Raw genomic sequence first — 21,050 nt, 5'->3', positions numbered from 1 at the left:
CCGCCGGTCGCGCATTTGCCCTACGGCTTGTTGAACGCGAAAGGCGTTTGCGTGATTGCCATTTCCTTGACGCAGGCCTGCGCTCCGAAGCCGCCGCAATAGCTGCCATGCAGATCGAACCGGATGACACGCGCCGAGCCTTGCTTCATCGCGGGGGCGACGATGGTGTAGCTGCGGACATAACCGTCGAACACGGAGCGAATGCTGCCGTCGGGCCGCGTCACCAGGATATCCAGCACGCAGCCGCCGGTTCCGCAATAGGTGCTCTCGCGCTGGCCACATTTGGTATCGCGAAAATCGACGATGTAATCGTCGCGGCCGTCTCCGGTCAGGTCAACCTTGCGCACCGTGTCGGGTGCGAACGTCACAGCGCCGCCGCCCTGGCTGTCGCATTCCTGATTGGCGTAGTGCAGCGCCTTCTGCACGGCCGCCGGATAGTCGGCAGGATCAAACGGCTTCGCCTCATCGGCATGCGCGGCAACAGCCAGCAGAACGAACGGGAGGATCAAATAGCGCATGCGCGTTGGTCGCCGGCACGGTCGCGATCGTTCAGGGAATTTTAAACATGATCGGCGCAACCTTCCTCCGTTCTCGCGTACAGAGTGCCACATCATGATCAAAGCGCCCGCCTTCCTCCTGCTGTCGCTGGCGCTTGCCGGATGCGCAATGGGCCCGCAAGCCCATTTGGTCTCCGATCCCGCCTTCAAGCCCGCCCGATACGCCTGGGACGGTGCCGGCGGCGAGGATCCCAACCAGCCGCGCCCCGCCGCCGGGCCATCGCGGACAACGCGCACCGCAGCCGGATCCGACCGCGCCAGCTCGCAAGCCGGACTCCAGCCCTATTCGAAGGAGTGGTGGCAGACCCAGGACGGCATCGAGGCCGCGCAGGACGCCAAGGTCAATCGCTCCCTCGTCATCTGCCAGGGCTGCCTCCCCCCGAAACAGCAGCCGGAAGATTCGCGCCTTGCCAAGGCGGCGGATTGAACCGAACCGGGCCTGCGCCGGTCTATAGAGGTACCGCGCCGACACCGGCCCTTCCGGCCTAACGTCCCGCGCCGTCATTCCAGGAACGCTTCATGCTCACCCGCCGCACCCTCATTGCCGCCTCTCTGTTCGCCGCCGCGCCCGCCTTGGCTCAAGCGCCCGCGCCGAGCGATCCCGCAGCCATCCTGACTGCGATCTACACCCGTGCCGCCAAGGGCAAGGGCGACGGCGGTGCAGCCTTCGTCACCGAGAGCAAGGCGGCGAAGGCGAAATATTTCTCCAAGGCGCTGGTCGCGCTATGGGCCAAGGCGGATGCGCACACGCCGAAGGGCGACGTCGGACCGATCGATTTCGATCCCGTCACCAATTCGCAGGAACCCGACGTGAAGTCGTTCAAGGTTGACGCGGAGAAGACGGAGGCCGACAAGGCGAGGCTCGCGGTGACCATCACCGGGCACCGCAACGACCGCAAACCCGCAGACCAGGTCGTGCGTTACGACTTCGTGCGCGAAGCTGGCAGCTGGAAGATCGACGACATCAAGGGCACCTCCGACGGCGAAGCCTGGTCGATCCGCAAGATGCTATCGGACTCGCTGAAAAGCTGATCGGAAATTTCATGAGCGACGTCATCAACAACAAGGCACATCACCGTTACGAGCTGGAGGTGGACGGCCACCTTGCGACCGAGCACTACAAGCTCGACGGCAATGTCATCACATTCGAGCATACCGACGTGCCGAAAGAGCTTGGCGGCAAGGGCGTCGGCTCAAGACTGGTGCAAGGCGCCCTCGACCAGGTGCGCGCCAGCGGCCTCAAGCTGATCCCGCAATGCCCGTTCGTGAAGGCGTGGATCGAGAAGCATCCGGACTATCAGGGCCTGGTGAAGACGTAAGCGAGACCCGGTCCCTCACAACGCTCCAAGCTTTTTCAACGCCTCCTGCGCCGTCTGCAGACCCGGCTTCAACTCCAGCGCCTTCCGGAAGTCGGCGATCGCGCCCTGCTTTTCTCCAAGCCGCATTCGGGCCTGGCCGCGATTGTTCCAGGAGAAAACGTCGGCCGGATCGAATTGCAGCGCCTTGTCGTAATCGGCGAGCCCACCCTTGTTGTCGCCGAGATAGAGCCGGATCATACCGCGATTGCGCCAACCGCGGGCATCGGTCGGTGCGACGCGGATCGCCTCGCCATAGTCGGCGGCTGCACGGTCGAGCTGCTCGCTGTCGCGATAGACGTTGCCTCGATCAATATAGGCGAGCACGTCGGGCGCGAGCTTGATCCGCATGGTGAAGTCCGCCAGCGCGTGCGCTGTGTCGTGCTTGCGGGCGTAGACGTAACCGCGATTGGCGTAGGCGGTGGCATAGCCGGGATTGCGCTTGATCGCCGCGTCGAAATCGGCGATTGCGCCGTCGAGGTCGCCCTTGTTGTAGCGGGACTCGCCACGATTGCCGTAGGCCATCGCCAGCGACGGATCGAGCTTGATGGCTTCGTCGTAGTCGGCGATGGCGCGATCGTAGTCGCGCTTGAAGCTGTAGACGCGACCGCGATTGTTGAAGGCGCAGGCATAGGTCGGATCGAGCTTGACCGCCTCATCGAGGTCGGACAGCGCCGCCTCGAGCTCCCGTTTCTCGGTCAGCCCATGACCGCGGTTGCAATAGGCACCGGCAAGCCTCCGGCCGGTCTCGCTCTTGGTGTCGATCACGGTCGAGCAGGCCTTCACCCTTTCATCCGGCGTGCTGGCGGGGCCGACACAGGCCTCCCACGCCGGACCGCCCTCGGCTACGGCCGGTACCGGCGTTGTCGGGACGAGCACGACGAGCATGGCCATGAGGCTGAGCGGGACGCGCATTTTCCAGATATCTCCCCTGCGGCAACCTCCCTTGGTCGCGCCTTGGCAAGCGAGGGTTCAGGCGCCTAGATCAACAGATCAGCATGGCCTCGGAAGGACCTCGAATGACGGTAGCGGTACGCGACAACAAGGACAGGAGCCGCTTCGAACTCGACGTCGGCCACGAGCTCGCCTTCGCCAACTACCGGCTGACGTCATCGGCGGTGATCATCACTCACACGGAAACGCCGCGTGCGCTGCGCGGCCGCGGCCTTGCGTCCGAGTTGATCAAGGGCGCGCTGGAACTGATCCGTCACGACGGCAAGAAGGTGATCGCTGGCTGCGGTTTCGTCGTCGACTATCTCGAGAAACATCCCGAGGATGCTGATCTCGTCGCCTGAATGCAAAAGGGCCCGCTCCAACGCGGGCCCCCAGGCATCCATCGACCGAGCCGTCGATCAGTGCTTGATTTCAGGCGGCAGCTTGCCGCCATTGGCGGCGAGCTTGGACATCACCTGCTTGTGCAGCCAGACATTCATGCTGGCGGAGTCGTTGGTGTCACCGGTGTAGCCGAGCTCCTTGGCAAGGTCCTTGCGCGCAGCAAGGCTGGAATCGACGTCGAGCGCCTTCATGAGATCGACGATCGACGTGCGCCATTCGAGCCTCTCGCCCTTGTGGGCGGCGGCCGCCTTGTCGACGATCGCAGCAACATCGACGGTCGCTGCCGGTGCGGCCGCAGGTGCGGACGCTGGCGCCGATCCGCCCGGCGCGGCCTCTGCAGGGGCGCTGCCCGCGGGTGCGCCACCGGCGGGCGCAGCGGAAGCCGCATGGCTGCCGAAGATTGCGCCCATGATTTTCCCGAAAATGCTCATGTCTGCTCCCCGAAAAGGATCCTGTTGGAGGACCCTTATAAATGAAGTTTCCGCATTGCGCCTGCGCTGTACGCGCGACCCGCAAGCAGCATGAGCTTATCTGCGGCGAAATGACGACCGAATGACGTCATCGAGGTTGCACTGCGGCATCGAATCTCACCCAAGCGTGAGGGACAGGACTCGGAAATCGGCGTAGGCTTCGCTTTCAGTTCGCGATGCCACCCGGAATTCGCGTCTGGTTGGACTCGCGAAACCTAAAAAAGCGGCCGATTGCGCCGTTGCTGGCGCCAAGCTCGGCTGCATGGCAAGGGAGCAAGCCGACCATGGCCACACTCTATCAGGGCAATGTGCCCACGATGGCCCAGACCGCAGACGCGGCTGGACCGGTGATCCGAACCATAGAACTCTCCGACCTCCATGAGGCGCTCAAGCGCGGCTGGGACGATTTCAAGGCGGTTCCGAGCCACGCCATCATTCTCTGCGTGATCTATCCGGTGCTGGGCCTCGTAATCGCACGCGTCGCGATGGGCTATTCAGTCATACCTCTGCTGTTTCCACTCGCCGCTGGCTTCGCCCTGATCGGTCCGTTCGCCGCACTCGGCCTCTATGAGCTGTCGAGCCGCCGCGAACGCTATGAGGAAGCCAGCGCCTGGGACGCCCTGGATGTGCTGCGCTCGCCCTCCTTCGGCGCCATGGTCGGCCTCGGCACTCTGCTGCTTGCATTGTTCGTGACCTGGGTCGCGACCGCGCAGGCGATCTATGTGGCGGCGTTCGGCTATGAAGGCGTGAGCGGAATCTCGGATTTCGTGACGCGCGTGCTGACGACCTCACAGGGCTGGTGGCTGATCGTGGTCGGCTGCGGCACGGGTTTCCTGTTCGCGCTGGCTGCCCTCTGCATCAGCGCCGTCTCGTTTCCGCTGATGCTCGACCGCCATGCCGGCGCGCTGGAGGCGATGGTCACCTCGCTTCGCATCGTCGCCAAGAACCCGGTGCCGATGGCAGCCTGGGGCCTGATCGTGGCAGTGCTGCTGGCGCTCGGCACGATCCCCGCGTTCCTCGGGCTCGCCGTCGTCATCCCGCTGCTCGGCCACGCCACCTGGCATCTCTATCGAAGGGTCATCGTGTCCGAACCCGGCGCCCGGCCGGTACCGCCTCCGCCGCAGCGTCCGCGCAAGCCTGCCGCCGATTTCCCCGCCAATCTGTTTCCGTGGCGGAATCGGCAATAGGATTGGCGGCGCCTGACGATCGCCTCACAGCCGATCCGCTCCGCGGCCCGGATAGGATCGGCTGCTGCCATACGCCTTGCTTTGGCCGCGGTTACATCAGACATTGCCGCCGCCGGTCATGTCCCTTCACGGAATCAATTACCTCTGATGACCCTGACGATTTCTCGTCTCGCTCTCGCAGCCCTTGCCCTCTCAGTGTCAATCCTATCCGTCGAGCCCGCTTTAGCCGCGGTCGCCTGCGGCTCCGGCAATTTCGACGCCTGGCTCGCCGACTTCAAGACTGAGGCTGCAGCCAAGGGCATCTCGCAGCAAGCCATCAGCGCCGGACTTGCCGGCGTAACGCTGGATCAGAGCGTGCTCAACCGTGACAAGTCGCAGAAGGTCTTCAATCAGACCTTTGAAGAGTTTTCAGGTCGCATGGTGCCGCCCCGGATGACGCGCGGCTCCAACATGATGAAGCAATACGGATCGGTGCTGTCGCGCATCGAGCAGACCTATGGCGTGCCGGGCGAGGTCCTGGTGGCGATCTGGGGTCTTGAAACCGATTTCGGTGTCAATACCGGCAAGTTCGCGACGATCCGCTCGCTCGCGACCCTTGCCTATGATTGCAGGCGCGCCGAGCAGTTTCGTGGCGAGCTGATGGATGCGCTACGCATCGTCCAGCGCGGCGATCTCGCGCCCGCGGACATGAAAGGCGCCTGGGCCGGCGAGCTCGGCCAAACCCAGTTCATGCCGTCGTCATGGATGAAATACGCCGTTGATTTCGACGGCAACGGCAAGCGCGACCTGTTGCACAACGCGCCCGATGTGCTCGCCTCCACCGCCAACTATCTCGCTGGCTATGGCTGGCAGAAGGGTAAGGATTGGCAGCCAGGGAGTCCGAATTTCGCTGTGCTCCAGCAGTGGAACAAGAGCGAGGTCTATTCCAAGACAGTGGCCTATTTTGCCACCCAGCTCGCGCACGCCCCTTAAGACGCGCGCAAAGACAAAATGCGTAGGGCCGATCGCCTTGCGACCGGCCCTCTCTTGGATTGCGTTGACCTACCCGCTTACTTGCCCATGGTGGCGTGCATCGCCTTGTTCAGGTGCATGCCGCACGCACCCATCTTGCCGTTGAGAAGTGAGTCCTGTGCGGATGCAATTTCCTTCTGCGCGACCGCCTTGCCGTCGCCGTCGGGCATCGCCTCGATCGCGGTCTCCGTCTTCTCCAGATTGCCCGAGCTGCAGCCGCCCATGGCATGCTTGGCGGCCTGAACCGGCGCGACGGCGAACGCTACGGCAGCAATTGCGATAACCCCGAGTAACTTCGTCATGATGTTACTTTCCTTCTCATTTTTTTGGACAGAACCGGCGAAATTGCCGGAATCTGCGACATGATTTTGCTGCCTACGCGGCAACTTGCCGCAATAAATTCCCTGCGAGAATTGCGTGATGTTGCGCGATGCGCAGAGCCGCATGCGCAATTTCTGATTTTCATTACAACTTTGTAATCTACCTCTACACGCTCGGCGTGTGTGCAGCGCATCATGGGGCTCTGCTGCCGAGACCAACCGCGCAGGAGATCACGAAGGCTCAGCCAGCCGGCTCCCCATGCCTCCCTCAATAAGTGAATATAAATTCATATCTCTAAAAGACGATTTATGCGAATCACGCATGCCGGACTTGGGCTTACAAGCTAGCCAAGTCACTTGCTGATCACGGAAATGCAACTTATTTCCGAACAATCGGAACTGTGAATTGCTTGGTAAACCCGTGATTTCACGGACGTTTATAGCACTTTACGGGCATTTTTGCCTGGCGATTGGGCGGGAGTGCCATCGGGTTAATCGTCCCTTACCAATGCCATGCGCTCTCCGCTTAGCTGCATCGCAACATCGGAACTTTCGCACTGCACCACTCTCACCTATATTCATTTCAACGATGAGGCCCGGGCAAGGGCTGAATCGAACTACAGGAGACTACCAATGCTGCTCTCGCTCATCCGCATGATCCAGGCTTTCCGGGACTATCAGCGCAATGTTGCCGAGCTGTCCCAGCTCAGCGATCGCGAACTGGCCGACATCGGCCTCGATCGCTCGGACATCCCGCGCGTTGCCGCCGGTCAGTATCAGGGCTGATACCCTTCAGCCCTTTTATCGGACGAACCGATAACGCCCGCCTCGCGCGGGCGCTGTCGTTTGTGATGGCAGAAAACTCGATCTCCACGATTCCACTCGCCGCTGAAAAGCGCTACCTGTCCGCCCCATGACAGGACCCCTATCCAACACCGTGCACGTCATCGGTGCCGGCCTTGCCGGTTCCGAAGCCGCCTGGCAGGTCGCCAAATCAGGCGTGCCCGTGGTGCTGCACGAGATGCGGCCGGAGCGCATGACCGAGGCCCACCGCACCGACGGGCTCGCCGAGCTCGTCTGCTCCAACTCGTTCCGTTCGGACGATGCCGCCAACAACGCCGTCGGCCTGCTGCACGCCGAGATGCGCCGCCTCGACTCGCTGATCATGCGCGCAGCAGACGCCAACCAGGTGCCTGCCGGCGGTGCGCTGGCGGTCGACCGTGAGGGCTTCTCCGCGGCCGTCACCAAGGCGTTGAACGACCATCCGCTGATCGAGATTGCCCGCGGCGAGATCAAGGGCCTGCCGCCGGCGGATTGGGACAACGTCATCGTTGCGACCGGCCCCCTCACCTCCGCCCCGCTGGCTGACGCCATCCGCGAACTCACCGACGAGAACGCGCTCGCCTTCTTCGACGCGATCGCGCCGATCGTGCACCGTGAGTCCATCGACATGTCGGTGGCCTGGTTCCAGTCGCGCTACGACAAGGTCGGCCCCGGCGGCAATGGCGCCGACTATATCAACTGCCCCATGACCAAGGAGCAGTATGACGGCTTTGTCGCAGCCCTGATCGCGGGCGAGAAGACCGAGTTCAAGCAGTGGGAGACCAACACACCCTATTTCGACGGCTGCCTGCCGATCGAGGTGATGGCGGAGCGCGGTCCCGAGACGCTGCGTCACGGCCCGATGAAGCCGGTCGGCCTCACCAATCCGCACGATCCCGCGACGAAGGCCTACGCGATCGTACAGCTGCGCCAGGACAACAAGCTTGGCACGCTCTACAACATCGTCGGCTTCCAGACGAAGCTGAAATACGGCGAGCAGCAGCGCATTTTCCGCACCATTCCGGGGCTGGAGAAAGCGGAGTTCGCCCGCCTCGGCGGCCTGCATCGCAACACCTTCCTCAACTCGCCGAAGCTGCTCGACGGCCAGTTGCGCCTGCGCGCGCAGCCGCGGCTGCGCTTTGCCGGCCAGATGACCGGCTGCGAAGGCTATGTGGAATCGGCCAGCGTCGGCCTGATCGCCGGCCTCTACGCGGCGGCCGATGCGCGTGGCGAGCAGATTGCGAGCCCGCCGGCCACGACGGCGCTCGGGTCGCTGCTGGGCCATATCACTGGCGGCCACATCGAGACCATCGAGCCGGGCACGCGCTCGTTCCAGCCGATGAACATCAATTTCGGCCTGTTCCCGCCGCTTGCAAACCCGCCGACGAAGAAGCCCGACGGCACGCGCCTGCGCGGTAACGAGAAGACGGTGGCCAAGAAACAGGCGATGAGCGCTTTGGCGCTCGCCGATCTCGATCGCTGGATCGCCGATCATTTGCGCATCGCCGCTGCCGCGTGAGATATCGATGAGTCTCCCGAAAGATGACGCCGCGATGCTCTCGGCGCGCTGGACCGAGGGCGTGCTGCTCAAGCGCGACGTGTTCTCGACCGTCGAGCGTGGCCGTTTTCGCGGCGACGGCGGCGAGGTCGACGCCGTGCTGCGCCGGCTCGATGAAGTGCCGTGGTGGTCGTTCCCGCTCGCGCGTCACCTGTTCGCGCGCGAGAAACGTGCACTGGCACTCGCCAAGGACCTCGATGTCGGCCCCGAACTGCTGTGGGCCGGCCGACGCGCGCTGGTGCGCGGCTTCGTCGACGGCGTCGCGCTGCATCTGGCCAAGCCGCATGGCGACCTCGCTTATTTCCGCTCGGCCAAGGCCGTGCTGCGCCGGCTGCGCCGCGCCGGCATCTGTCACAACGATCTCGCCAAGGAGCAGAACTGGCTGGTCGGCCGCGACGGGCGCGCCTACGTCACTGACTTCCAGCTCGCCGCCTGCTTCCGCAGGCGCGGCCGGCTCTATCGCATCCTCGCCTACGAAGACCTGCGGCATCTGCTCAAGCACAAGCGCTCCTACGCGCCCGAGGCGCTGACGCCGCGCGAGCGAAGGATCCTGGCCAAGAAGTCCTTCGCCGCGAGCCTCTGGCTTGCCACCGGCAAGAAGGTCTACCGCGCGATCACCCGCGGCCTGTTCAACTTCACCGACCGCGAGGGCGGCGGCCGCCGTCTCGTCAACGACGCGCCGGTGCTGGCCGCACTGATCCGCCAAAACCCAGGGGTACGTGACACCGCGATCGTCGCCTTTGCCGACCGCCGCTCCGGCGTCGGGCTCTATGCGTTCGTGGAGGCCGATCAGGCTGCGCTCGAGAGCCAACTCCGCAACGCACTCACGGTCGCCAAAGGGCCGAAGCCGCCGGAACATATTCAGGTGGTCCACGCCCTGCCGCGCGATGCCGGCGGCAAGCCGCGCACCGAGATCCTGCAATTGGTCGCAATGAACCAGCTCGACCTGATCGAGCCGATGATGAAGAACGACCAGGACCGGGCCTTCCTCAAGGACATCCTGGAGCAGCGCAAGAACCTGCGCGATCGCTTCAACTTCGAGGCGGACCTGCCGACCGGTTAAACACCGGGGCAGCCTCCGCCTTGAAGCGTCCACAATGCCGGGGGAGAAGCCGAGATCACGCTGACTTGGGGACCAATGACGAGCTGGGGGACCATGAGACGCCGCGCGGCCCTGCTGATCGCAGCTCTCGCGCTGCTGGCAGCGGCGCCTGCGACGGCCGCGGAATCCCCCGCCGAACAAATCTCCGGCTTCCGCCTCAAGCATGGTGAGGGCCGCGTCGTGCGCGACGCAACTCTGGACCGCATCGCCATGGACCAGGCGCGCGCGATGGCGGCGAAAGACGACCTCAGTCACGATGCCCTCGGCCCGTTCACCAAACGCGTCGCACCGTCAGGCGCGGGCCGCGCGGCCGAGAACATCGCCTATGGCTACGACAATTTCGAGAAGACGCTCGGACAGTGGATCGACTCGTCCGGGCACCGCAAGAATCTCTTGCTGCACAACGCCTCCCGCGTCGGCATCGCGAGCGCGAAGAATGCCAGCGGCAAGCGCACCTATTGGGCCATGGTGATTGCCGGCGATTACGAGCCGAAGCCGGGCAAGGGCAAACGCAAGAATGACGAGGAGCCGCTGGTCGCCGTGAAGCGCGAGACCGCTCCTGCCAGCAAGCCAAAATCGAGCAACTGTCACATCAAGCTGCTTGGCCTCTGCATCTGAGGTGGAACGCGGTCGCGGCCGCGGTGTTACTTGCCTTGCTCTGCGCATTCGCTCAATGCAGGGGACCGCGCCAGGGAGAGATGCGCTTGATCGACATCGACCGAATACGCTCCGACACACCGGCCGCCTCTCGGCTCGTATATCTCCACAACGCCGGCGCGGCTCTGATGCCCACGCCCGTCGTCGCGGCGATGAAGCAGCATATCGATCTGGAGAGCGAGATCGGCGGCTATGCTGCCGCGGACCGCGAATCCGACCGGCTCGACGCGGTCTACCGGTCGGTCGCAAATTTGTTGAATGCTGCGCCAGACGAGATCGCGCTCATGGAGAACGCGACCGTCGCCTGGCAAATGGCGTTCTATGCGCTGCCGTTTCGCGCCGGCGACCGGATCCTGACGGCCGAGGCGGAATACGCCGCCAATTACGTTGCGTTCCTCCAGGTCGCCAAACGCACGGGGGCGGTCATTGACGTGGTACCCAGCGATGCCAGTGGCGAGCTCGACATTCATGCGCTCGAACGCATGATCGATGAGCGCGTGAAGCTGATCGCGATCACCTGGGTGCCAACCAATGGTGGGCTGGTCAATCCCGCAGCGACAATCGGCAGAATCGCCCGGGCGCACGGCATTCCGTATCTGCTCGACGCCTGCCAGGCAGTGGGCCAGATGCAGGTCGATGTCGAAGCGATCGGCTGTGACATGCTCTCGGCCACGGGCCGCAAGTTCCTGCGCGGGCCGCGCGGCACGGGTTTCCTCTATGTCCGCCGGCCGCTGCTGCGACAACTCGAGCCGCCGATGATCGACCATTTCGCGGCCCCCTGGGTCGCGCGGAACTATTATCAGCTGCGCGATGATGCACGACGGTTCGAGACCTGGGAGAACAATTACGCGGCCCGGCTCGGGCTAGGCGTGGCGGTCGACTATGCCCTCGCAATCGGCCTTGACCCGATCGAGCAACGCTGCAGGATGCTGGCGGACCGCCTGCGCAGCGGCCTCGCCTCGGTTCGTGGCGTCACAATTCGCGATCTCGGCCGCATGCCCGGTGCCATCGTGAGCTTCACGATGGATGGCTACGAGGCGGACGCGATCGTCGATAGCGCCGCCGCGGCCGGCATCACCATCGGCGCATCACATCCGTCGAGCACCCGTATCGACGCGGATGTTCGCAAGTTGCCGGTGATCGTGCGAGCCTCTCCGCATTACTACAACACGGAAGCCGAGATCGATCGGTTGGTGGAACATCTCACAGGCCTAGCGCAGCAATAACTTCGCGCCGAACCCACGACCCCAGATCTAGGCTCTTGTGGTCAGTGCCGACAATTGGTCAGTATCGAAGCGGGCGCGCAACTCGCTGATGGCTTTCGAGTCGGGAGCTCCGCTGGCCGTCAGCCTGGCCAACTCCTCGAAATAATGCTCGTGACCCGGCGGAGAGACGGTCATCAGGACGCGCGCCGGCTTGTCGCTGCCATTGGTGATGTTGTGAGGAACGCCGGGCGGTATGAACAGGTAAGTCCCCGGCGAGGCCCGGACAACCTCGTCGGCGACATGCCACTCGCACTCGCCTTCGAGCATGTAAAAGGTCTCTTCCTGCACGCGATGAACGTGCCGGCCCGTTGCGAACCCGGCCGGTATCGTCCAATCGAACATGCTGGTGTAACGGGTGTCCTCCCCCGTCACCAGAAAGGCCATGGGTTGACCGCGCAGGATCACTCCCGTGGTTTCGCCGCGCCGGCGGACAATTGGCTTTGCCTTCATGTGCTCCTCCATCGCTTGGCTCCGAACAGGGCGAGAACGGCGCCATCATGGTCTGCCTGCGCACGGAAGTGGCGAAGCGGCGAGGAAATCATTGCAAAAAACCTGCGAAATGTGCCCTTCTCTGGCAATGGCCGCGATCCATGAATTTGGTCCCTTCCGCCTCGACGCCGAAGCAGGGATCCTGTTCCTCGGGGCCGAGCCAACCCCGCTCGGCCACCGCGCAGTCCGGCTTTTGGCGCTGCTGGTGCAGCACGCCGGCAGGCCCGTGTCGAAGGACGCCTTGATGGAAGCGGCGTGGCCCGCCCAGGCCATTGAAGACAGCAATCTGACCGTTCAGATGGCCGCTGTCCGGCGCACGCTGGCAGATGCCCGCGGAGAGTCGCAATGGATCGAGACCCTGCCACGGCGGGGCTATCGCTATGTCGGTCCCGCGGTGACCTCGTCCGCCCCGAACCAAGTTACCGCAGCATCTCTGACCGTGCCTGAGAGGCCATCGATCGCTGTATTGCCCTTCGCGAACCTGAGCGGCGATCCCGAGCAAGAGTATTTTGCCGACGGAATGGTCGACGACATCATCACAGGCCTGTCCCGGATCAACTGGCTGTTCGTGATCGCGCGAAACTCCACGTTCACATACAAGGGCCGGGCAGCCGACGTGAAACAGGTCGGCCGCGAGCTTGGCGTACGCTACGTACTGGAAGGCAGCGTCCGCAAGACCCGCGGAAATGTGCGCATTACCGGTCAGCTGATCGATGCATCCACCGGCATGCATGTGTGGGCCGAGCGCTATGACCGTCAATCCGATGATATCTTCGCGCTCCAGGACGACATCGCCATGTCGGTCGTGGGTGCCATCGCGCCAAGCCTGCGCCGCGCCGAGATCAACCGGGTTAAACGTCAGCGGCCCGACAGCCTCGATGCCTATGACCTCGTCCTGCGGGCACAGCCGGACGTCGATTCCGGCATGCCGGAGCAGGTCAGGCTGGCGCTCGTCCTGCTCGAGCGCGCGATCGCACTCGAGCCCTCCTATGCCCTGGCGCATGGCAACGCTGCGATGTGCCATCACTGCCTGTTCCTGCGCGATGGTCTGCAGGAGGTGAACCGCGCAGCTTCTATCGAGCATGCACGATCAGCTATCGCCCACGGGCAGGATGACGCCGTTGCGCTCACGCTGGCGGGCTTCTCGATCGGCATGGATGGGCACGATCGCTCCGCGGCATTCACCGCACTCGATGCCGCGCTCGCGATCAGCCCCTCCTCGGCGCTGACCTACATCCTCGGCAGCGTCATGCTTGGCTGGGATGGTGATGCTGACCGCGCCATCGAATGGAGCGAGCGCGGCATGCGCCTCAGCCCATTCGACTCCTGGGCCTTCGCAGCCTTTGACGCGCAAGCGATGGGGCACTTCCATCGCGGCCGGTATGAAGAGGCTTGTCGCGCCGCCTACCGCTCGGTTCAGGCCAACCCGCGCCACAGCATCACCCATGTGCAACTCGCCGCGGCACTGGCAAAGCTGGGCCGGTTGCAGGAGGCGGAAGCGGCTGCAGCACGGGTGCTGGAGTTGCACCCCACCTTCCGCTACGGCCGTCAATTCCAGGGTGTCAACTGCGCACCGGCGCTGGCAGCATCGCTTGGCGAGGCGCTCCGTACCGCCGGGCTCCCGGAGTAATTATCGGACCCCGCTTCAGGTGCAGCGTGCGCTCAACCCCGAGACGGCGAGCTTGGCCATGACCTCGTCGAGATGGGCACTGTCGCGGGTTTCGATGACGAGTTGCAGCAGCGTCGCCTTGGCCGGAAGGTCGGAGAAGGTGCGCTGGTGCGAAACCTCGATGATGTTGGCGCCGGCCTCGGCCAGCAGCGCTGCGACCGCGGCCAATTGGCCGGGCCTATCAGGGATATCGAGCGAGAGCTGGGTCAGCCGCCCCTCGCGCGCAAGCTCCCGTGTCAGCACCGAAGCGATCAGCCTGGTGTCGATGTTGCCGCCGCTCAGGACCAGACCCACTTTCTCGCCGGCGAAGCGGGGGGGATCGGACATGATGGCCGCAAGGCCCGCAGCGCCCGCGCCCTCCACGACCGTCTTCTCGATCGAGATCAGGGTTGCGACCGCCCGCTCGAGCTCGGCTTCATTGACGAGCGCGATGTCATCGACGAGACCGCGGACGATTTCGGTGGTGATCTTGCCCGGCGATTTGACCGCGATGCCTTCGGCGAGCGTGTCGCCGCGTGCCGGCAGGTTGCCGCCATGGACGGCGTTGTACATCGAGGGATAGAGCCAGGCTTCGACGCCGAGGATCCGCAGCGACGGTTTCAGCGATTTCGCCGCAACGGCGATGCCGCTGATCAGGCCGCCGCCGCCGATCGGAACCACCAGCGTGTCGAGCTCCGGCACCGCCTTGAGCATCTCCAGCCCGACCGTGCCCTGCCCCGCAATGACAAGCGGGTCGTCATAGGGGTGAACGAAGATCATGCCGCGGGCCTCGCCGTGGCTCCGCGCAAACGCGGCCGCCTCCTCCAGCGTCGCGCCGGTCACGACCACCTCGGCGCCGTGATGCCTGGTGTTCTCGATCTTCACCATCGGGGTGCCCACGGGCATGACGATGGTGGCGGGAATGCCGAGCCGCCTGGCGTGGTAGGCGACACCCTGGGCGTGATTGCCGGCCGACATGGCGATGACGCCGCGGCTGCGTTCCTCCGGCGTCAACGCCGTGAGCCGGTTGAGTGCGCCGCGCTCCTTGAACGAGGAGGTGAACTGGAGGTTCTCGAATTTGAGCCAGAGCTCGCAGCCGCAGATGTTGCTCAGCGTTCGGCTGTAGCTGCAGGGCGTCTCGACGACGGCGCCCCGGATGATTTCGGCGGCGGCGTGAATGTCGCGCGGGGCGACCGGAAAGCCCCTCAAATCGGGGATTGCGGTTTGGGATATCTCAGCCATGGGACAGCATAGAGCATTTGCCGGGCTGCGGCGATAAGCCAACCGCTATTTGGTAAACTCCCGGGATCGTGAAGCCCGCCACAACGTCCAGAGCGTGCGTAACCGCGAGGTCGGTTGAGGCGCGAAGGGGTTGCGCCCCGGCCGCGACAGCCGATCGAGATCGGCACGCGCCTGGCTCAGCGGCAGGAACGCAATCCGCGCCGAGGGGGACACCCGCGCGAGCAGCGACGTCGCCGTCGCAAGATGCTGCCGCGCTTCGCCGATGAGCTGGTCCAGCACGGCATGGAGATTGGGCGTTGCCTTGCCCGAAAACACATCCTCCATGGCAGAGCCATGACTGGCCAGGAATTGCTGCGGCAGAAACAATTGCCGATGCGAGGCGTCTCGCGGCAGGTTCGCAATCACCTGCGCGATCCCCTGCGCGAGGCCCACGTGGCGCGCGAGGTGCTCGGCCGCATCGGAAGCCTCGCCCATGATCCGCGCCGCGAGCGCGAGCAGCGCCGAATAGGTTGCGGCCAGATAGCCTTCCAGCGCCGTCATGGTCGGCATCGGATCGTTGTAGAGGTCGAACTGATGCTCGTCGACGAGCAGCGACAGCGGCGCAACCGGCAGATCAAAATCGCGGATCGCGCGCAACAGCTCCGCCGCCACCGGATTGCCCTCGGCGCTGCCGTGGACGAGGCCCGAGAACAGATCGGTCCACCATTGAAAGCGGATCTCGCCCGGCAAGGGCTGACTCACCTGATCGCGAACGCGGACGATCTCGACATTGAAGGCGTAGAGCGCGAGCAGCGCGCGACGCTCGGCGGCGGGCACGAACAGCGTCACGGCATAGCGCGGAAAGTCGTGGCTGCGCACGAGGTCGGCGCAGAATGTCACGTTGTCCTGCGGCGTCGCGGCGCTGCTCATGGCACCGCGATCAGCGCGGCTGCGACGCGCCGTCGTTCGCCGATCATGATGTTGTAGGTGCGTACGGCGGGACCCGTCTGCATCGTGTCCAGCACCACCCGCACCGCCTTCAGCGCCTGGCGGAGTTCCGGCGGGGCCAGCCAGAGCCCGGTTCCGGTGCCGACCAGCAGCGTGTCGATGCCGTTGGCAGCCGCAAAAACCCGATCCAGCGAATAGCGATCGATCTTGGCGGGATCGGTCACGTCCCAGGCCCAGATCGCATCGGGCAGGCAGAGCAGCGAGCCGCGGTGCGACATGCCGGCAAAGGCGAAGCCGCCCTTGCCATAGGCCTCGATCGGCGCCGAGCGCGGGAAATGGGGAGCGTTGGGATCGCCGGCCATGAGCTTCGTCCGAAGGAGCTGACTACCCTCGCAAACTCTTGCGAGGCCATGCGGTTCGGATCATGCCTTGCTTTTCTTCGCCGGCGGAGCCTCGTCCTTCGCATCTTCACGATGCTCGCCGACGCCGAGATAGATCAGGATCGGTGCTGCGATGAAGATCGAGGTGTAGGTGCCGACCAGCACCACGCCGAACATCATGACGGCCGTGAAGCTGTGGATGGCGTGCCCGCCGAACAGCAGGAGCGCCAGCAGCGCCAGCGTCACCGTGAAGTGGGTGATGATCGAGCGCGACAGCGTCGAATTGATCGACTCGTTGAGCAGTTGCGGCATCGGCATCTTCTTGTAGCGCCGCAACATTTCGCGGATGCGGTCGTAGATGACGACGGTGTCGTTGAGCGAATAGCCCAGGATGGTCAGAAGCGCCGCGATGCTGGTCAGGTCGAAGTCGACCTGGCTGATCGACATGAAGCCGATGGTCAGCACGATGTCGTGCACGTTGGCGATCATGGCGCCGAGCGCGAACTGCCATTCGAACCGGAACCAGAGATAGACCAGGATCGCGCCGATCGCGAGCATGAGGCCGGCCATGCCCCAACCCAGCAGCTCGCCGGAGACGCGTGGACCCACCACCTCGACGCGGCGATACTCGACGGACTCGCCGAGGGCGCCGCGAACCTTGTCCACGGCTTCCTGCTGTGCCTTGTCGCCGCCCGGCTGTTCGGCGACGCGAAGCAGCACGTCGGCCGGCCCACCGAATTGCTGCAGCTGGACTTCACCAAGACCGAGACTACCAAGGGTCGTACGCATCTGCGCAAGATCCGCGGAGCCCGACTTGGCCCGCACCTCCATCAAGGTACCCCCCTTGAAGTCGATGCCGAAATTCAGGCCATGGGTGAAGAACAGCGTGATGGCGAGGATCGACAGCAGCGCCGAGATCGGAAAGCTGATGCGGCGGAAGCGCGTGAAATCGAAATGCGTATCGTCTGGCACGATGCGCAGCGATGGCAGCACCCCGAGCACGCTGACCACGGTCAGCACGGCAATCAGGACGCCGAGAGAGATGAGAACGATTTGAGTAGTGGTCACAGCCGGCCTCGAATGATCAAATCGGCACTGTCTTCGGCCGCTTCCACTGCACCCACCATGCGACGATCAGACGGGTCATGGTGAAGGCGGTGAAGACCGTGGTGATGATGCCGATCCCGAGCGTGACTGCGAAGCCGCGCACCGGTCCGGTGCCGATCATGAACAGCACTGCAGCGGCGATGAAGGTGGTGATGTTGGAGTCAAGAATGGTCGCAAGCGCCCGCTTGAAGCCCGCGTCGATCGCCGAGATCGGGCTTCTGCCGCCACGCAACTCCTCGCGGATGCGCTCATAGATCAGCACGTTGGAGTCCACTGCGATACCGACCGTCAGCACAATGCCGGCGATGCCGGGCAGCGTCAGCGTAGCGCTGAGCAGCGACAACAACCCGAAGATCATTGCGACGTTGATCGCCACCGCGATGTTGGCGAACACGCCGAACAGCCGATAGGTCACGAGCATGAACACAACGACCAGGATCGAGCCCACGTAGGCCGCAAGCTCGCCCTTCTCGATCGAGTCCTGGCCAAGGCCCGGACCGACCGTCCGTTCTTCCACCACGGTCAGCGGCGCCGGCAGCGCGCCGGCGCGCAAGAGGATCGCGAGGTCGTTAGCCGACTGCACGGTGAAGCTGCCGGATATCTGGCCTTGGCCACCGGTGATGGGCTCGCGAATGACCGGGGCCGAGATCACCTTGCCGTCGAGGATGATCGCGAAGGGCACCCCGACATTCTCCTGCGTGGCCTGCGCGAACTTGCGCGCACCAGAGGTATTGAACGTAAAGCTGACCACTGGCTCGTTGGTGCGCTGGTCGAAGGTCGCCTGGGCGTTGGTCAGGTCGCCGCCCGCGACCAGGACCTGCTTCTTGACCACGTAGTTCGACGGCGGCGGCGTGGCGGCCGGCAGAAGCTCGGTGTCCGGCGGCAAGCTGCCCTGCTGCGCCTGGTCCGGCGGCACCGAGGGATCGACCATGCGAAATTCCATCTTCGCAGTCTTGCCCAGAATCTCCTTCAGGCGCGTGGGATCCTGCAGTCCGGGCACCTGGACCAGAATGCGATCGCTACCCTGACGCTGGATAATGGGCTCGACGGTGCCGAGCTCGTTGACGCGCTTCTCGACGATCTGGATCGACTGCTCGATGGTCTTGCGCAGGCGATCGAGTGTCGCGGCCTCCGGGATAGTCAAGCGGACGAGCCCGCCGCCGGCATCGGTGACATCAAGGTCGCGCTGGCCGCTGGACCCCATCAGGCCGCCAATGGGCTGCGCAAGATCACGCAGCTTGGAAAGGGCGTTCTGGAGATCGGATTCCTTGCCAATACGGGTCTCGACGGCGTCGTTTCGCACGACCACGCCGCCGGTGAATTGGATCCGCGCGTCGCGCAGTACTTTTTGCGCGTCGCCGCGAATTTGTTCGAGCCTCTGCTTCTTCACATAGTTGGAATCGACCTCGAGCTGCAGAGAGGAGCCGCCCTGCAGGTCGAGGCCGAGCACCAGACGCCGCTGCGCCCAGGCGGGCCAGGTCTTGACCTGGGCCTCGGGGAAGAAGTTCGGGACTGCGCAGAGGCACACGATCAGCGCCGTCAGGATGATCCCCAGCGCCTTCCACCGCGTGAAATACAACATCGACTGGACCTGTCAGATCAGGAGATTCGAAAGACTCGCGAGAAAACGCTCACTTCGCCGCGGCGTCGTCCTTGGCGCTTTCCTTCGCGCTGTCTTTGTCCTTGGCCGGCTCGCCCTTGGCGCGCACGCCGGAGATCATCGACCGCATCTGGCGCACGCGCACGCCGTCGGAAATCTCGAACTCGATCTGATCGTCATCGACCACCTTGGTGACCTTGCCGACGAGGCCCCCCGAGGTCACGACGGTGTCGCCGCGGCGGATGTTCTTCACGAGCTCGGCATGGTCCTTCACCTTCTTCTGCTGCGGGCGCAGAATCAGGAAATACATGATCACGAAGATCAGGGCGAACGGCAGCAGCGACATCAACATGCTGTTGGTGTCACCGGCGCCCGCGGCCTGGGCATAGGCAGGGGTAATCAGCATTCGGACGATCCTCGTGGAAACGGGGGAAGCCGGTCAGGCCTTGACGGCGACCGGTTCGGTCAAATTCGCGCGGACTATAGCGACCACCGCCCCAATTGCAACGCTGCCAGACCGCCCTTTTCGCCACCTTGCGGCGCGCCGTCAGGCCCGATAAGGCTGCATTCTCAGGAACTTCGGACATGCCCAAAAACATAAGCAAAAGCCCGGCCGGCAAAGGCCCCCGTACCCCTGCCACCAAGTCCGCCCAGGTCGCGGCAAAACGCCCCAAGGCCCTCCAAAAGGCGCCCGCAAGGGCTGCCACCGACCTCACCCAGGAGCGCATCGTCCGCGCGCTGGAAGCCATTGCGGCGCACCTCGCCGCCCAGGGCAAGCCGGCGGTCGAACGCGAGTCGTTCGACCGGGCGGATGCCTATGTCTGGCACCCCGACGGCCGCCTGGCGGCCGTGCCGCGGGTCAGCCGCGTCGAGCTGTTCCTGCTCAAGGGCGTCGACCGGATGCGCGACATCCTGATGGAGAACACGGAGCGCTTTGCAGCCGGCCTGCCCGCCAACAACGCCCTGCTCTGGGGCGCGCGTGGCATGGGCAAGTCGTCGCTGGTGAAGGCGGCGCATGCCAGTGTCAACGCGAACCGCAAGCCCGCCGACAAGCTCAAGCTGATCGAGATCCATCGCGAGGACATCGAAACGCTGCCGATGCTGATGGAGAAGCTTCGCGACGCCGATTTCCGCTTCATCGTGTTCATCGACGACCTCTCCTTCGACGGCAATGACGCGTCCTACAAATCGCTCAAGGCCGTGCTTGAAGGCGGCATTGAGGGCCGGCCCGAAAACGTCGTCCTCTACGCCACCTCCAACCGTCGCCATCTCTTGGCACGCGACATGATCGAGAACGAGCGCTCGACCGCGATCAATCCCGGCGAAGCCGTCGAGGAAAAGGTCTCGCTGTCGGATCGTTTCGGCCTCTGGCTCGGCTTCCACCGTTGCAGCCAGGACGAATACCTCGCCATGGTGCGCGGCTATTGCGGCCATTTCGGCATCAAGGTCGACGACGAGGCGCTGGAGCGCGAGGCGCTGGAATGGTCGACCACGCGCGGCTCGCGCTCGGGCCGTGTCGCCTGGCAGTTCGTGCAGGAGCTGGCGGGGCGGCTCGGCGTCAGGTTGACGGCGAAGTAGCGATCAGTCTCGCCTCATCCACAACCACCATCGCCCGGTCAAGCCGGGCGACGACACTGTCTTTGTGAAAACCTATCGGCCTCACGCCCCATTCAGGAATTGAAGCGGGTCGACCGGGCTCGATCCCTTGCGGATCTCGAAGTGGAGCTGCGGCGACCCCACCTCACCGGATTGCCCCGACTTGGCAATGACCTGGCCGCGCTTGATGGTGTCGCCGCGCTTCACCAGCAGCTCACTCGCATGGGCATATGCGGTGACGTAGCCATTGGAATGCCGAACCAGGACGAGATTGCCGTAGTTCTTCAGCTCGTTGCCGGAATAGGCCACGACGCCATCATCAGCCGCCTTGACCGGCGTACCTTCGGGCACGGCAACGTTGATGCCGTCATTGCTCTTGCCGTTGGTCTTGGTGCCGTAGCTCGTGATCACCTTGCCGCGCA

General features: G+C 64.2%; 25 protein-coding genes. 13 read left to right on the top strand and 12 right to left on the bottom strand.

Going from position 1 to position 21,050, the window contains the following annotated elements; genetic code table 11:
• Window positions 1–20 precede the first annotated feature (20 nt).
• Window positions 21–518, bottom strand: a complete 498-nt coding sequence (locus G8O24_RS24370) for a hypothetical protein (protein WP_188103773.1) — start codon at window positions 516–518, stop codon at window positions 21–23.
• A gap of 94 nt (window positions 519–612) precedes the next feature.
• Between G8O24_RS24370 and G8O24_RS24365 the strand changes: the two genes are divergently transcribed.
• The 3 genes from G8O24_RS24365 (at window position 613) to G8O24_RS24355 (ending at window position 1,876) form a co-directional block, all read left to right on the top strand.
• Entirely contained in the window at window positions 613–984 is a 372-nt protein-coding gene (locus tag G8O24_RS24365) for a hypothetical protein (protein ID WP_188103771.1), read from the top strand.
• A gap of 92 nt (window positions 985–1,076) precedes the next feature.
• Window positions 1,077–1,589 carry a DUF3828 domain-containing protein gene (locus G8O24_RS24360; protein ID WP_188103769.1) on the top strand — a complete coding sequence of 171 codons (513 nt, stop codon included), beginning with the start codon at window positions 1,077–1,079 and terminating at the stop codon, window positions 1,587–1,589.
• A gap of 11 nt (window positions 1,590–1,600) precedes the next feature.
• The gene (locus tag G8O24_RS24355) at window positions 1,601–1,876 is read left to right on the top strand and encodes a GNAT family N-acetyltransferase (RefSeq protein WP_188103767.1); all 276 of its coding nucleotides are present in this window, start codon (window positions 1,601–1,603) and stop codon (window positions 1,874–1,876) included.
• A gap of 15 nt (window positions 1,877–1,891) precedes the next feature.
• On the opposite strand, the gene G8O24_RS24350 is transcribed toward G8O24_RS24355, so the two are convergent.
• Window positions 1,892–2,827: a tetratricopeptide repeat protein gene (locus G8O24_RS24350; RefSeq protein ID WP_188103765.1), complete on the bottom strand. Its 936-nt coding sequence runs from the start codon at window positions 2,825–2,827 to the stop codon at window positions 1,892–1,894.
• Between the two features lie 104 nt (window positions 2,828–2,931).
• Between G8O24_RS24350 and G8O24_RS24345 the strand changes: the two genes are divergently transcribed.
• Window positions 2,932–3,207: a GNAT family N-acetyltransferase gene (locus G8O24_RS24345; RefSeq protein WP_188103763.1), complete on the top strand. Its 276-nt coding sequence runs from the start codon at window positions 2,932–2,934 to the stop codon at window positions 3,205–3,207.
• A gap of 57 nt (window positions 3,208–3,264) precedes the next feature.
• On the opposite strand, the gene G8O24_RS24340 is transcribed toward G8O24_RS24345, so the two are convergent.
• Complete coding sequence (locus tag G8O24_RS24340) at window positions 3,265–3,678, bottom strand: DUF3597 domain-containing protein (protein WP_188103761.1); 414 nt, start codon at window positions 3,676–3,678, stop codon at window positions 3,265–3,267.
• A 323-nt stretch (window positions 3,679–4,001) separates the two neighbouring features.
• Between G8O24_RS24340 and G8O24_RS24335 the strand changes: the two genes are divergently transcribed.
• Together G8O24_RS24335 and G8O24_RS24330 are read left to right on the top strand one after the other, a co-directional pair.
• Window positions 4,002–4,904: a DUF2189 domain-containing protein gene (locus G8O24_RS24335; RefSeq protein ID WP_188103759.1), complete on the top strand. Its 903-nt coding sequence runs from the start codon at window positions 4,002–4,004 to the stop codon at window positions 4,902–4,904.
• A gap of 147 nt (window positions 4,905–5,051) precedes the next feature.
• Window positions 5,052–5,876, top strand: coding sequence for a lytic murein transglycosylase (locus G8O24_RS24330; RefSeq protein ID WP_188103758.1), 825 nt, complete (start codon window positions 5,052–5,054; stop codon window positions 5,874–5,876).
• A gap of 77 nt (window positions 5,877–5,953) precedes the next feature.
• Here G8O24_RS24330 and G8O24_RS44445 read toward each other — a convergent pair whose 3' ends face one another.
• Entirely contained in the window at window positions 5,954–6,361 is a 408-nt protein-coding gene (locus G8O24_RS44445; RefSeq protein ID WP_244645981.1) for a hypothetical protein, read from the bottom strand.
• A 507-nt stretch (window positions 6,362–6,868) separates the two neighbouring features.
• On the opposite strand from G8O24_RS44445, the gene G8O24_RS24320 reads away from it, so the two are divergent.
• From G8O24_RS24320 to G8O24_RS24300, 5 genes are all read left to right on the top strand, one after another.
• Entirely contained in the window at window positions 6,869–7,021 is a 153-nt protein-coding gene (locus G8O24_RS24320) for a DUF1127 domain-containing protein (protein ID WP_007590701.1), read from the top strand.
• 127 nt (window positions 7,022–7,148) lie between these two features.
• Window positions 7,149–8,576 (top strand): methylenetetrahydrofolate--tRNA-(uracil(54)-C(5))-methyltransferase (FADH(2)-oxidizing) TrmFO, encoded by a 1,428-nt coding sequence (gene trmFO / locus G8O24_RS24315; protein ID WP_188103756.1) that lies wholly within the window; start codon window positions 7,149–7,151, stop codon window positions 8,574–8,576.
• Between the two features lie 7 nt (window positions 8,577–8,583).
• Complete coding sequence (locus G8O24_RS24310) at window positions 8,584–9,678, top strand: serine/threonine protein kinase (protein WP_188103754.1); 1,095 nt, start codon at window positions 8,584–8,586, stop codon at window positions 9,676–9,678.
• A 93-nt stretch (window positions 9,679–9,771) separates the two neighbouring features.
• The gene (locus tag G8O24_RS24305; protein WP_376708100.1) at window positions 9,772–10,335 is read left to right on the top strand and encodes a CAP domain-containing protein; all 564 of its coding nucleotides are present in this window, start codon (window positions 9,772–9,774) and stop codon (window positions 10,333–10,335) included.
• Between the two features lie 86 nt (window positions 10,336–10,421).
• Window positions 10,422–11,600, top strand: coding sequence for an aminotransferase class V-fold PLP-dependent enzyme (locus tag G8O24_RS24300; RefSeq protein ID WP_188103750.1), 1,179 nt, complete (start codon window positions 10,422–10,424; stop codon window positions 11,598–11,600).
• Between the two features lie 27 nt (window positions 11,601–11,627).
• On the opposite strand, the gene G8O24_RS24295 is transcribed toward G8O24_RS24300, so the two are convergent.
• Window positions 11,628–12,089, bottom strand: coding sequence for a cupin domain-containing protein (locus G8O24_RS24295; protein WP_188103747.1), 462 nt, complete (start codon window positions 12,087–12,089; stop codon window positions 11,628–11,630).
• A gap of 127 nt (window positions 12,090–12,216) precedes the next feature.
• Between G8O24_RS24295 and G8O24_RS24290 the strand changes: the two genes are divergently transcribed.
• Window positions 12,217–13,758: a winged helix-turn-helix domain-containing tetratricopeptide repeat protein gene (locus tag G8O24_RS24290; RefSeq protein WP_188103883.1), complete on the top strand. Its 1,542-nt coding sequence runs from the start codon at window positions 12,217–12,219 to the stop codon at window positions 13,756–13,758.
• Window positions 13,759–13,773: 15 nt separating this feature from the next.
• On the opposite strand, the gene G8O24_RS24285 is transcribed toward G8O24_RS24290, so the two are convergent.
• The 6 genes from G8O24_RS24285 to yajC are packed head-to-tail and all read right to left on the bottom strand — an operon-like array spanning window position 13,774 to window position 19,438.
• Entirely contained in the window at window positions 13,774–15,018 is a 1,245-nt protein-coding gene (locus tag G8O24_RS24285; protein WP_188103745.1) for a threonine ammonia-lyase, read from the bottom strand.
• Window positions 15,019–15,063: 45 nt separating this feature from the next.
• Window positions 15,064–15,927, bottom strand: coding sequence for a phytoene/squalene synthase family protein (locus tag G8O24_RS24280; RefSeq protein WP_188103743.1), 864 nt, complete (start codon window positions 15,925–15,927; stop codon window positions 15,064–15,066).
• Window positions 15,924–16,307, bottom strand: coding sequence for an Mth938-like domain-containing protein (locus G8O24_RS24275; protein ID WP_188103742.1), 384 nt, complete (start codon window positions 16,305–16,307; stop codon window positions 15,924–15,926). The genes G8O24_RS24280 and G8O24_RS24275 overlap by 4 nt, the downstream gene beginning before the upstream one ends.
• 60 nt (window positions 16,308–16,367) lie before the next feature.
• A complete protein-coding gene (secF, locus tag G8O24_RS24270) occupies window positions 16,368–17,393 on the bottom strand; it encodes a protein translocase subunit SecF (protein WP_188103740.1) in 1,026 nt (341 codons plus the stop codon).
• Window positions 17,394–17,409: 16 nt separating this feature from the next.
• Window positions 17,410–19,014: a protein translocase subunit SecD gene (gene secD / locus G8O24_RS24265; RefSeq protein ID WP_188103738.1), complete on the bottom strand. Its 1,605-nt coding sequence runs from the start codon at window positions 19,012–19,014 to the stop codon at window positions 17,410–17,412.
• Window positions 19,015–19,063: 49 nt separating this feature from the next.
• Entirely contained in the window at window positions 19,064–19,438 is a 375-nt protein-coding gene (gene yajC, locus G8O24_RS24260; RefSeq protein WP_188103736.1) for a preprotein translocase subunit YajC, read from the bottom strand.
• 179 nt (window positions 19,439–19,617) lie between these two features.
• Between yajC and G8O24_RS24255 the strand changes: the two genes are divergently transcribed.
• Complete coding sequence (locus G8O24_RS24255; protein ID WP_188103735.1) at window positions 19,618–20,610, top strand: ATP-binding protein; 993 nt, start codon at window positions 19,618–19,620, stop codon at window positions 20,608–20,610.
• 81 nt (window positions 20,611–20,691) lie between these two features.
• Here G8O24_RS24255 and G8O24_RS24250 read toward each other — a convergent pair.
• A partial coding sequence (locus G8O24_RS24250) for a murein hydrolase activator EnvC family protein (protein ID WP_188103732.1) occupies window positions 20,692–21,050 on the bottom strand: 359 nt, incomplete at its 5' end.

The organism is Bradyrhizobium campsiandrae (assembly GCF_014529705.1).
In the GTDB taxonomy this organism is placed as follows: domain Bacteria; phylum Pseudomonadota; class Alphaproteobacteria; order Rhizobiales; family Xanthobacteraceae; genus Bradyrhizobium; species Bradyrhizobium campsiandrae.
Note: the sequence above shows the minus strand (reverse complement) of the source record. Positions and strands in the feature narration are given on the sequence as shown.

Bases quoted from the DNA above. Each gene is read 5' to 3' on its own strand.
- G8O24_RS24370 (WP_188103773.1), bottom strand. From the start codon at position 518: ATGCGCTATTTGATCCTCCCGTTCGTTCTGCTGGCTGTTGCCGCGCAT.
- G8O24_RS24365 (WP_188103771.1), top strand. From the start codon at position 613: ATGATCAAAGCGCCCGCCTTCCTCCTGCTGTCGCTGGCGCTTGCCGGA.
- G8O24_RS24360 (WP_188103769.1), top strand. From the start codon at position 1,077: ATGCTCACCCGCCGCACCCTCATTGCCGCCTCTCTGTTCGCCGCCGCG.
- G8O24_RS24355 (WP_188103767.1), top strand. From the start codon at position 1,601: ATGAGCGACGTCATCAACAACAAGGCACATCACCGTTACGAGCTGGAG.
- G8O24_RS24350 (WP_188103765.1), bottom strand. From the start codon at position 2,827: ATGCGCGTCCCGCTCAGCCTCATGGCCATGCTCGTCGTGCTCGTCCCG.
- G8O24_RS24345 (WP_188103763.1), top strand. From the start codon at position 2,932: ATGACGGTAGCGGTACGCGACAACAAGGACAGGAGCCGCTTCGAACTC.
- G8O24_RS24340 (WP_188103761.1), bottom strand. From the start codon at position 3,678: ATGAGCATTTTCGGGAAAATCATGGGCGCAATCTTCGGCAGCCATGCG.
- G8O24_RS24335 (WP_188103759.1), top strand. From the start codon at position 4,002: ATGGCCACACTCTATCAGGGCAATGTGCCCACGATGGCCCAGACCGCA.
- G8O24_RS24330 (WP_188103758.1), top strand. From the start codon at position 5,052: ATGACCCTGACGATTTCTCGTCTCGCTCTCGCAGCCCTTGCCCTCTCA.
- G8O24_RS44445 (WP_244645981.1), bottom strand. From the start codon at position 6,361: ATGCGGCTCTGCGCATCGCGCAACATCACGCAATTCTCGCAGGGAATT.
- G8O24_RS24320 (WP_007590701.1), top strand. From the start codon at position 6,869: ATGCTGCTCTCGCTCATCCGCATGATCCAGGCTTTCCGGGACTATCAG.
- trmFO (WP_188103756.1), top strand. From the start codon at position 7,149: ATGACAGGACCCCTATCCAACACCGTGCACGTCATCGGTGCCGGCCTT.
- G8O24_RS24310 (WP_188103754.1), top strand. From the start codon at position 8,584: ATGAGTCTCCCGAAAGATGACGCCGCGATGCTCTCGGCGCGCTGGACC.
- G8O24_RS24305 (WP_376708100.1), top strand. From the start codon at position 9,772: ATGAGACGCCGCGCGGCCCTGCTGATCGCAGCTCTCGCGCTGCTGGCA.
- G8O24_RS24295 (WP_188103747.1), bottom strand. From the start codon at position 12,089: ATGAAGGCAAAGCCAATTGTCCGCCGGCGCGGCGAAACCACGGGAGTG.
- G8O24_RS24290 (WP_188103883.1), top strand. From the start codon at position 12,217: ATGGCCGCGATCCATGAATTTGGTCCCTTCCGCCTCGACGCCGAAGCA.
- G8O24_RS24285 (WP_188103745.1), bottom strand. From the start codon at position 15,018: ATGGCTGAGATATCCCAAACCGCAATCCCCGATTTGAGGGGCTTTCCG.
- G8O24_RS24280 (WP_188103743.1), bottom strand. From the start codon at position 15,927: ATGAGCAGCGCCGCGACGCCGCAGGACAACGTGACATTCTGCGCCGAC.
- G8O24_RS24275 (WP_188103742.1), bottom strand. From the start codon at position 16,307: ATGGCCGGCGATCCCAACGCTCCCCATTTCCCGCGCTCGGCGCCGATC.
- secD (WP_188103738.1), bottom strand. From the start codon at position 19,014: ATGTTGTATTTCACGCGGTGGAAGGCGCTGGGGATCATCCTGACGGCG.
- yajC (WP_188103736.1), bottom strand. From the start codon at position 19,438: ATGCTGATTACCCCTGCCTATGCCCAGGCCGCGGGCGCCGGTGACACC.
- G8O24_RS24255 (WP_188103735.1), top strand. From the start codon at position 19,618: ATGCCCAAAAACATAAGCAAAAGCCCGGCCGGCAAAGGCCCCCGTACC.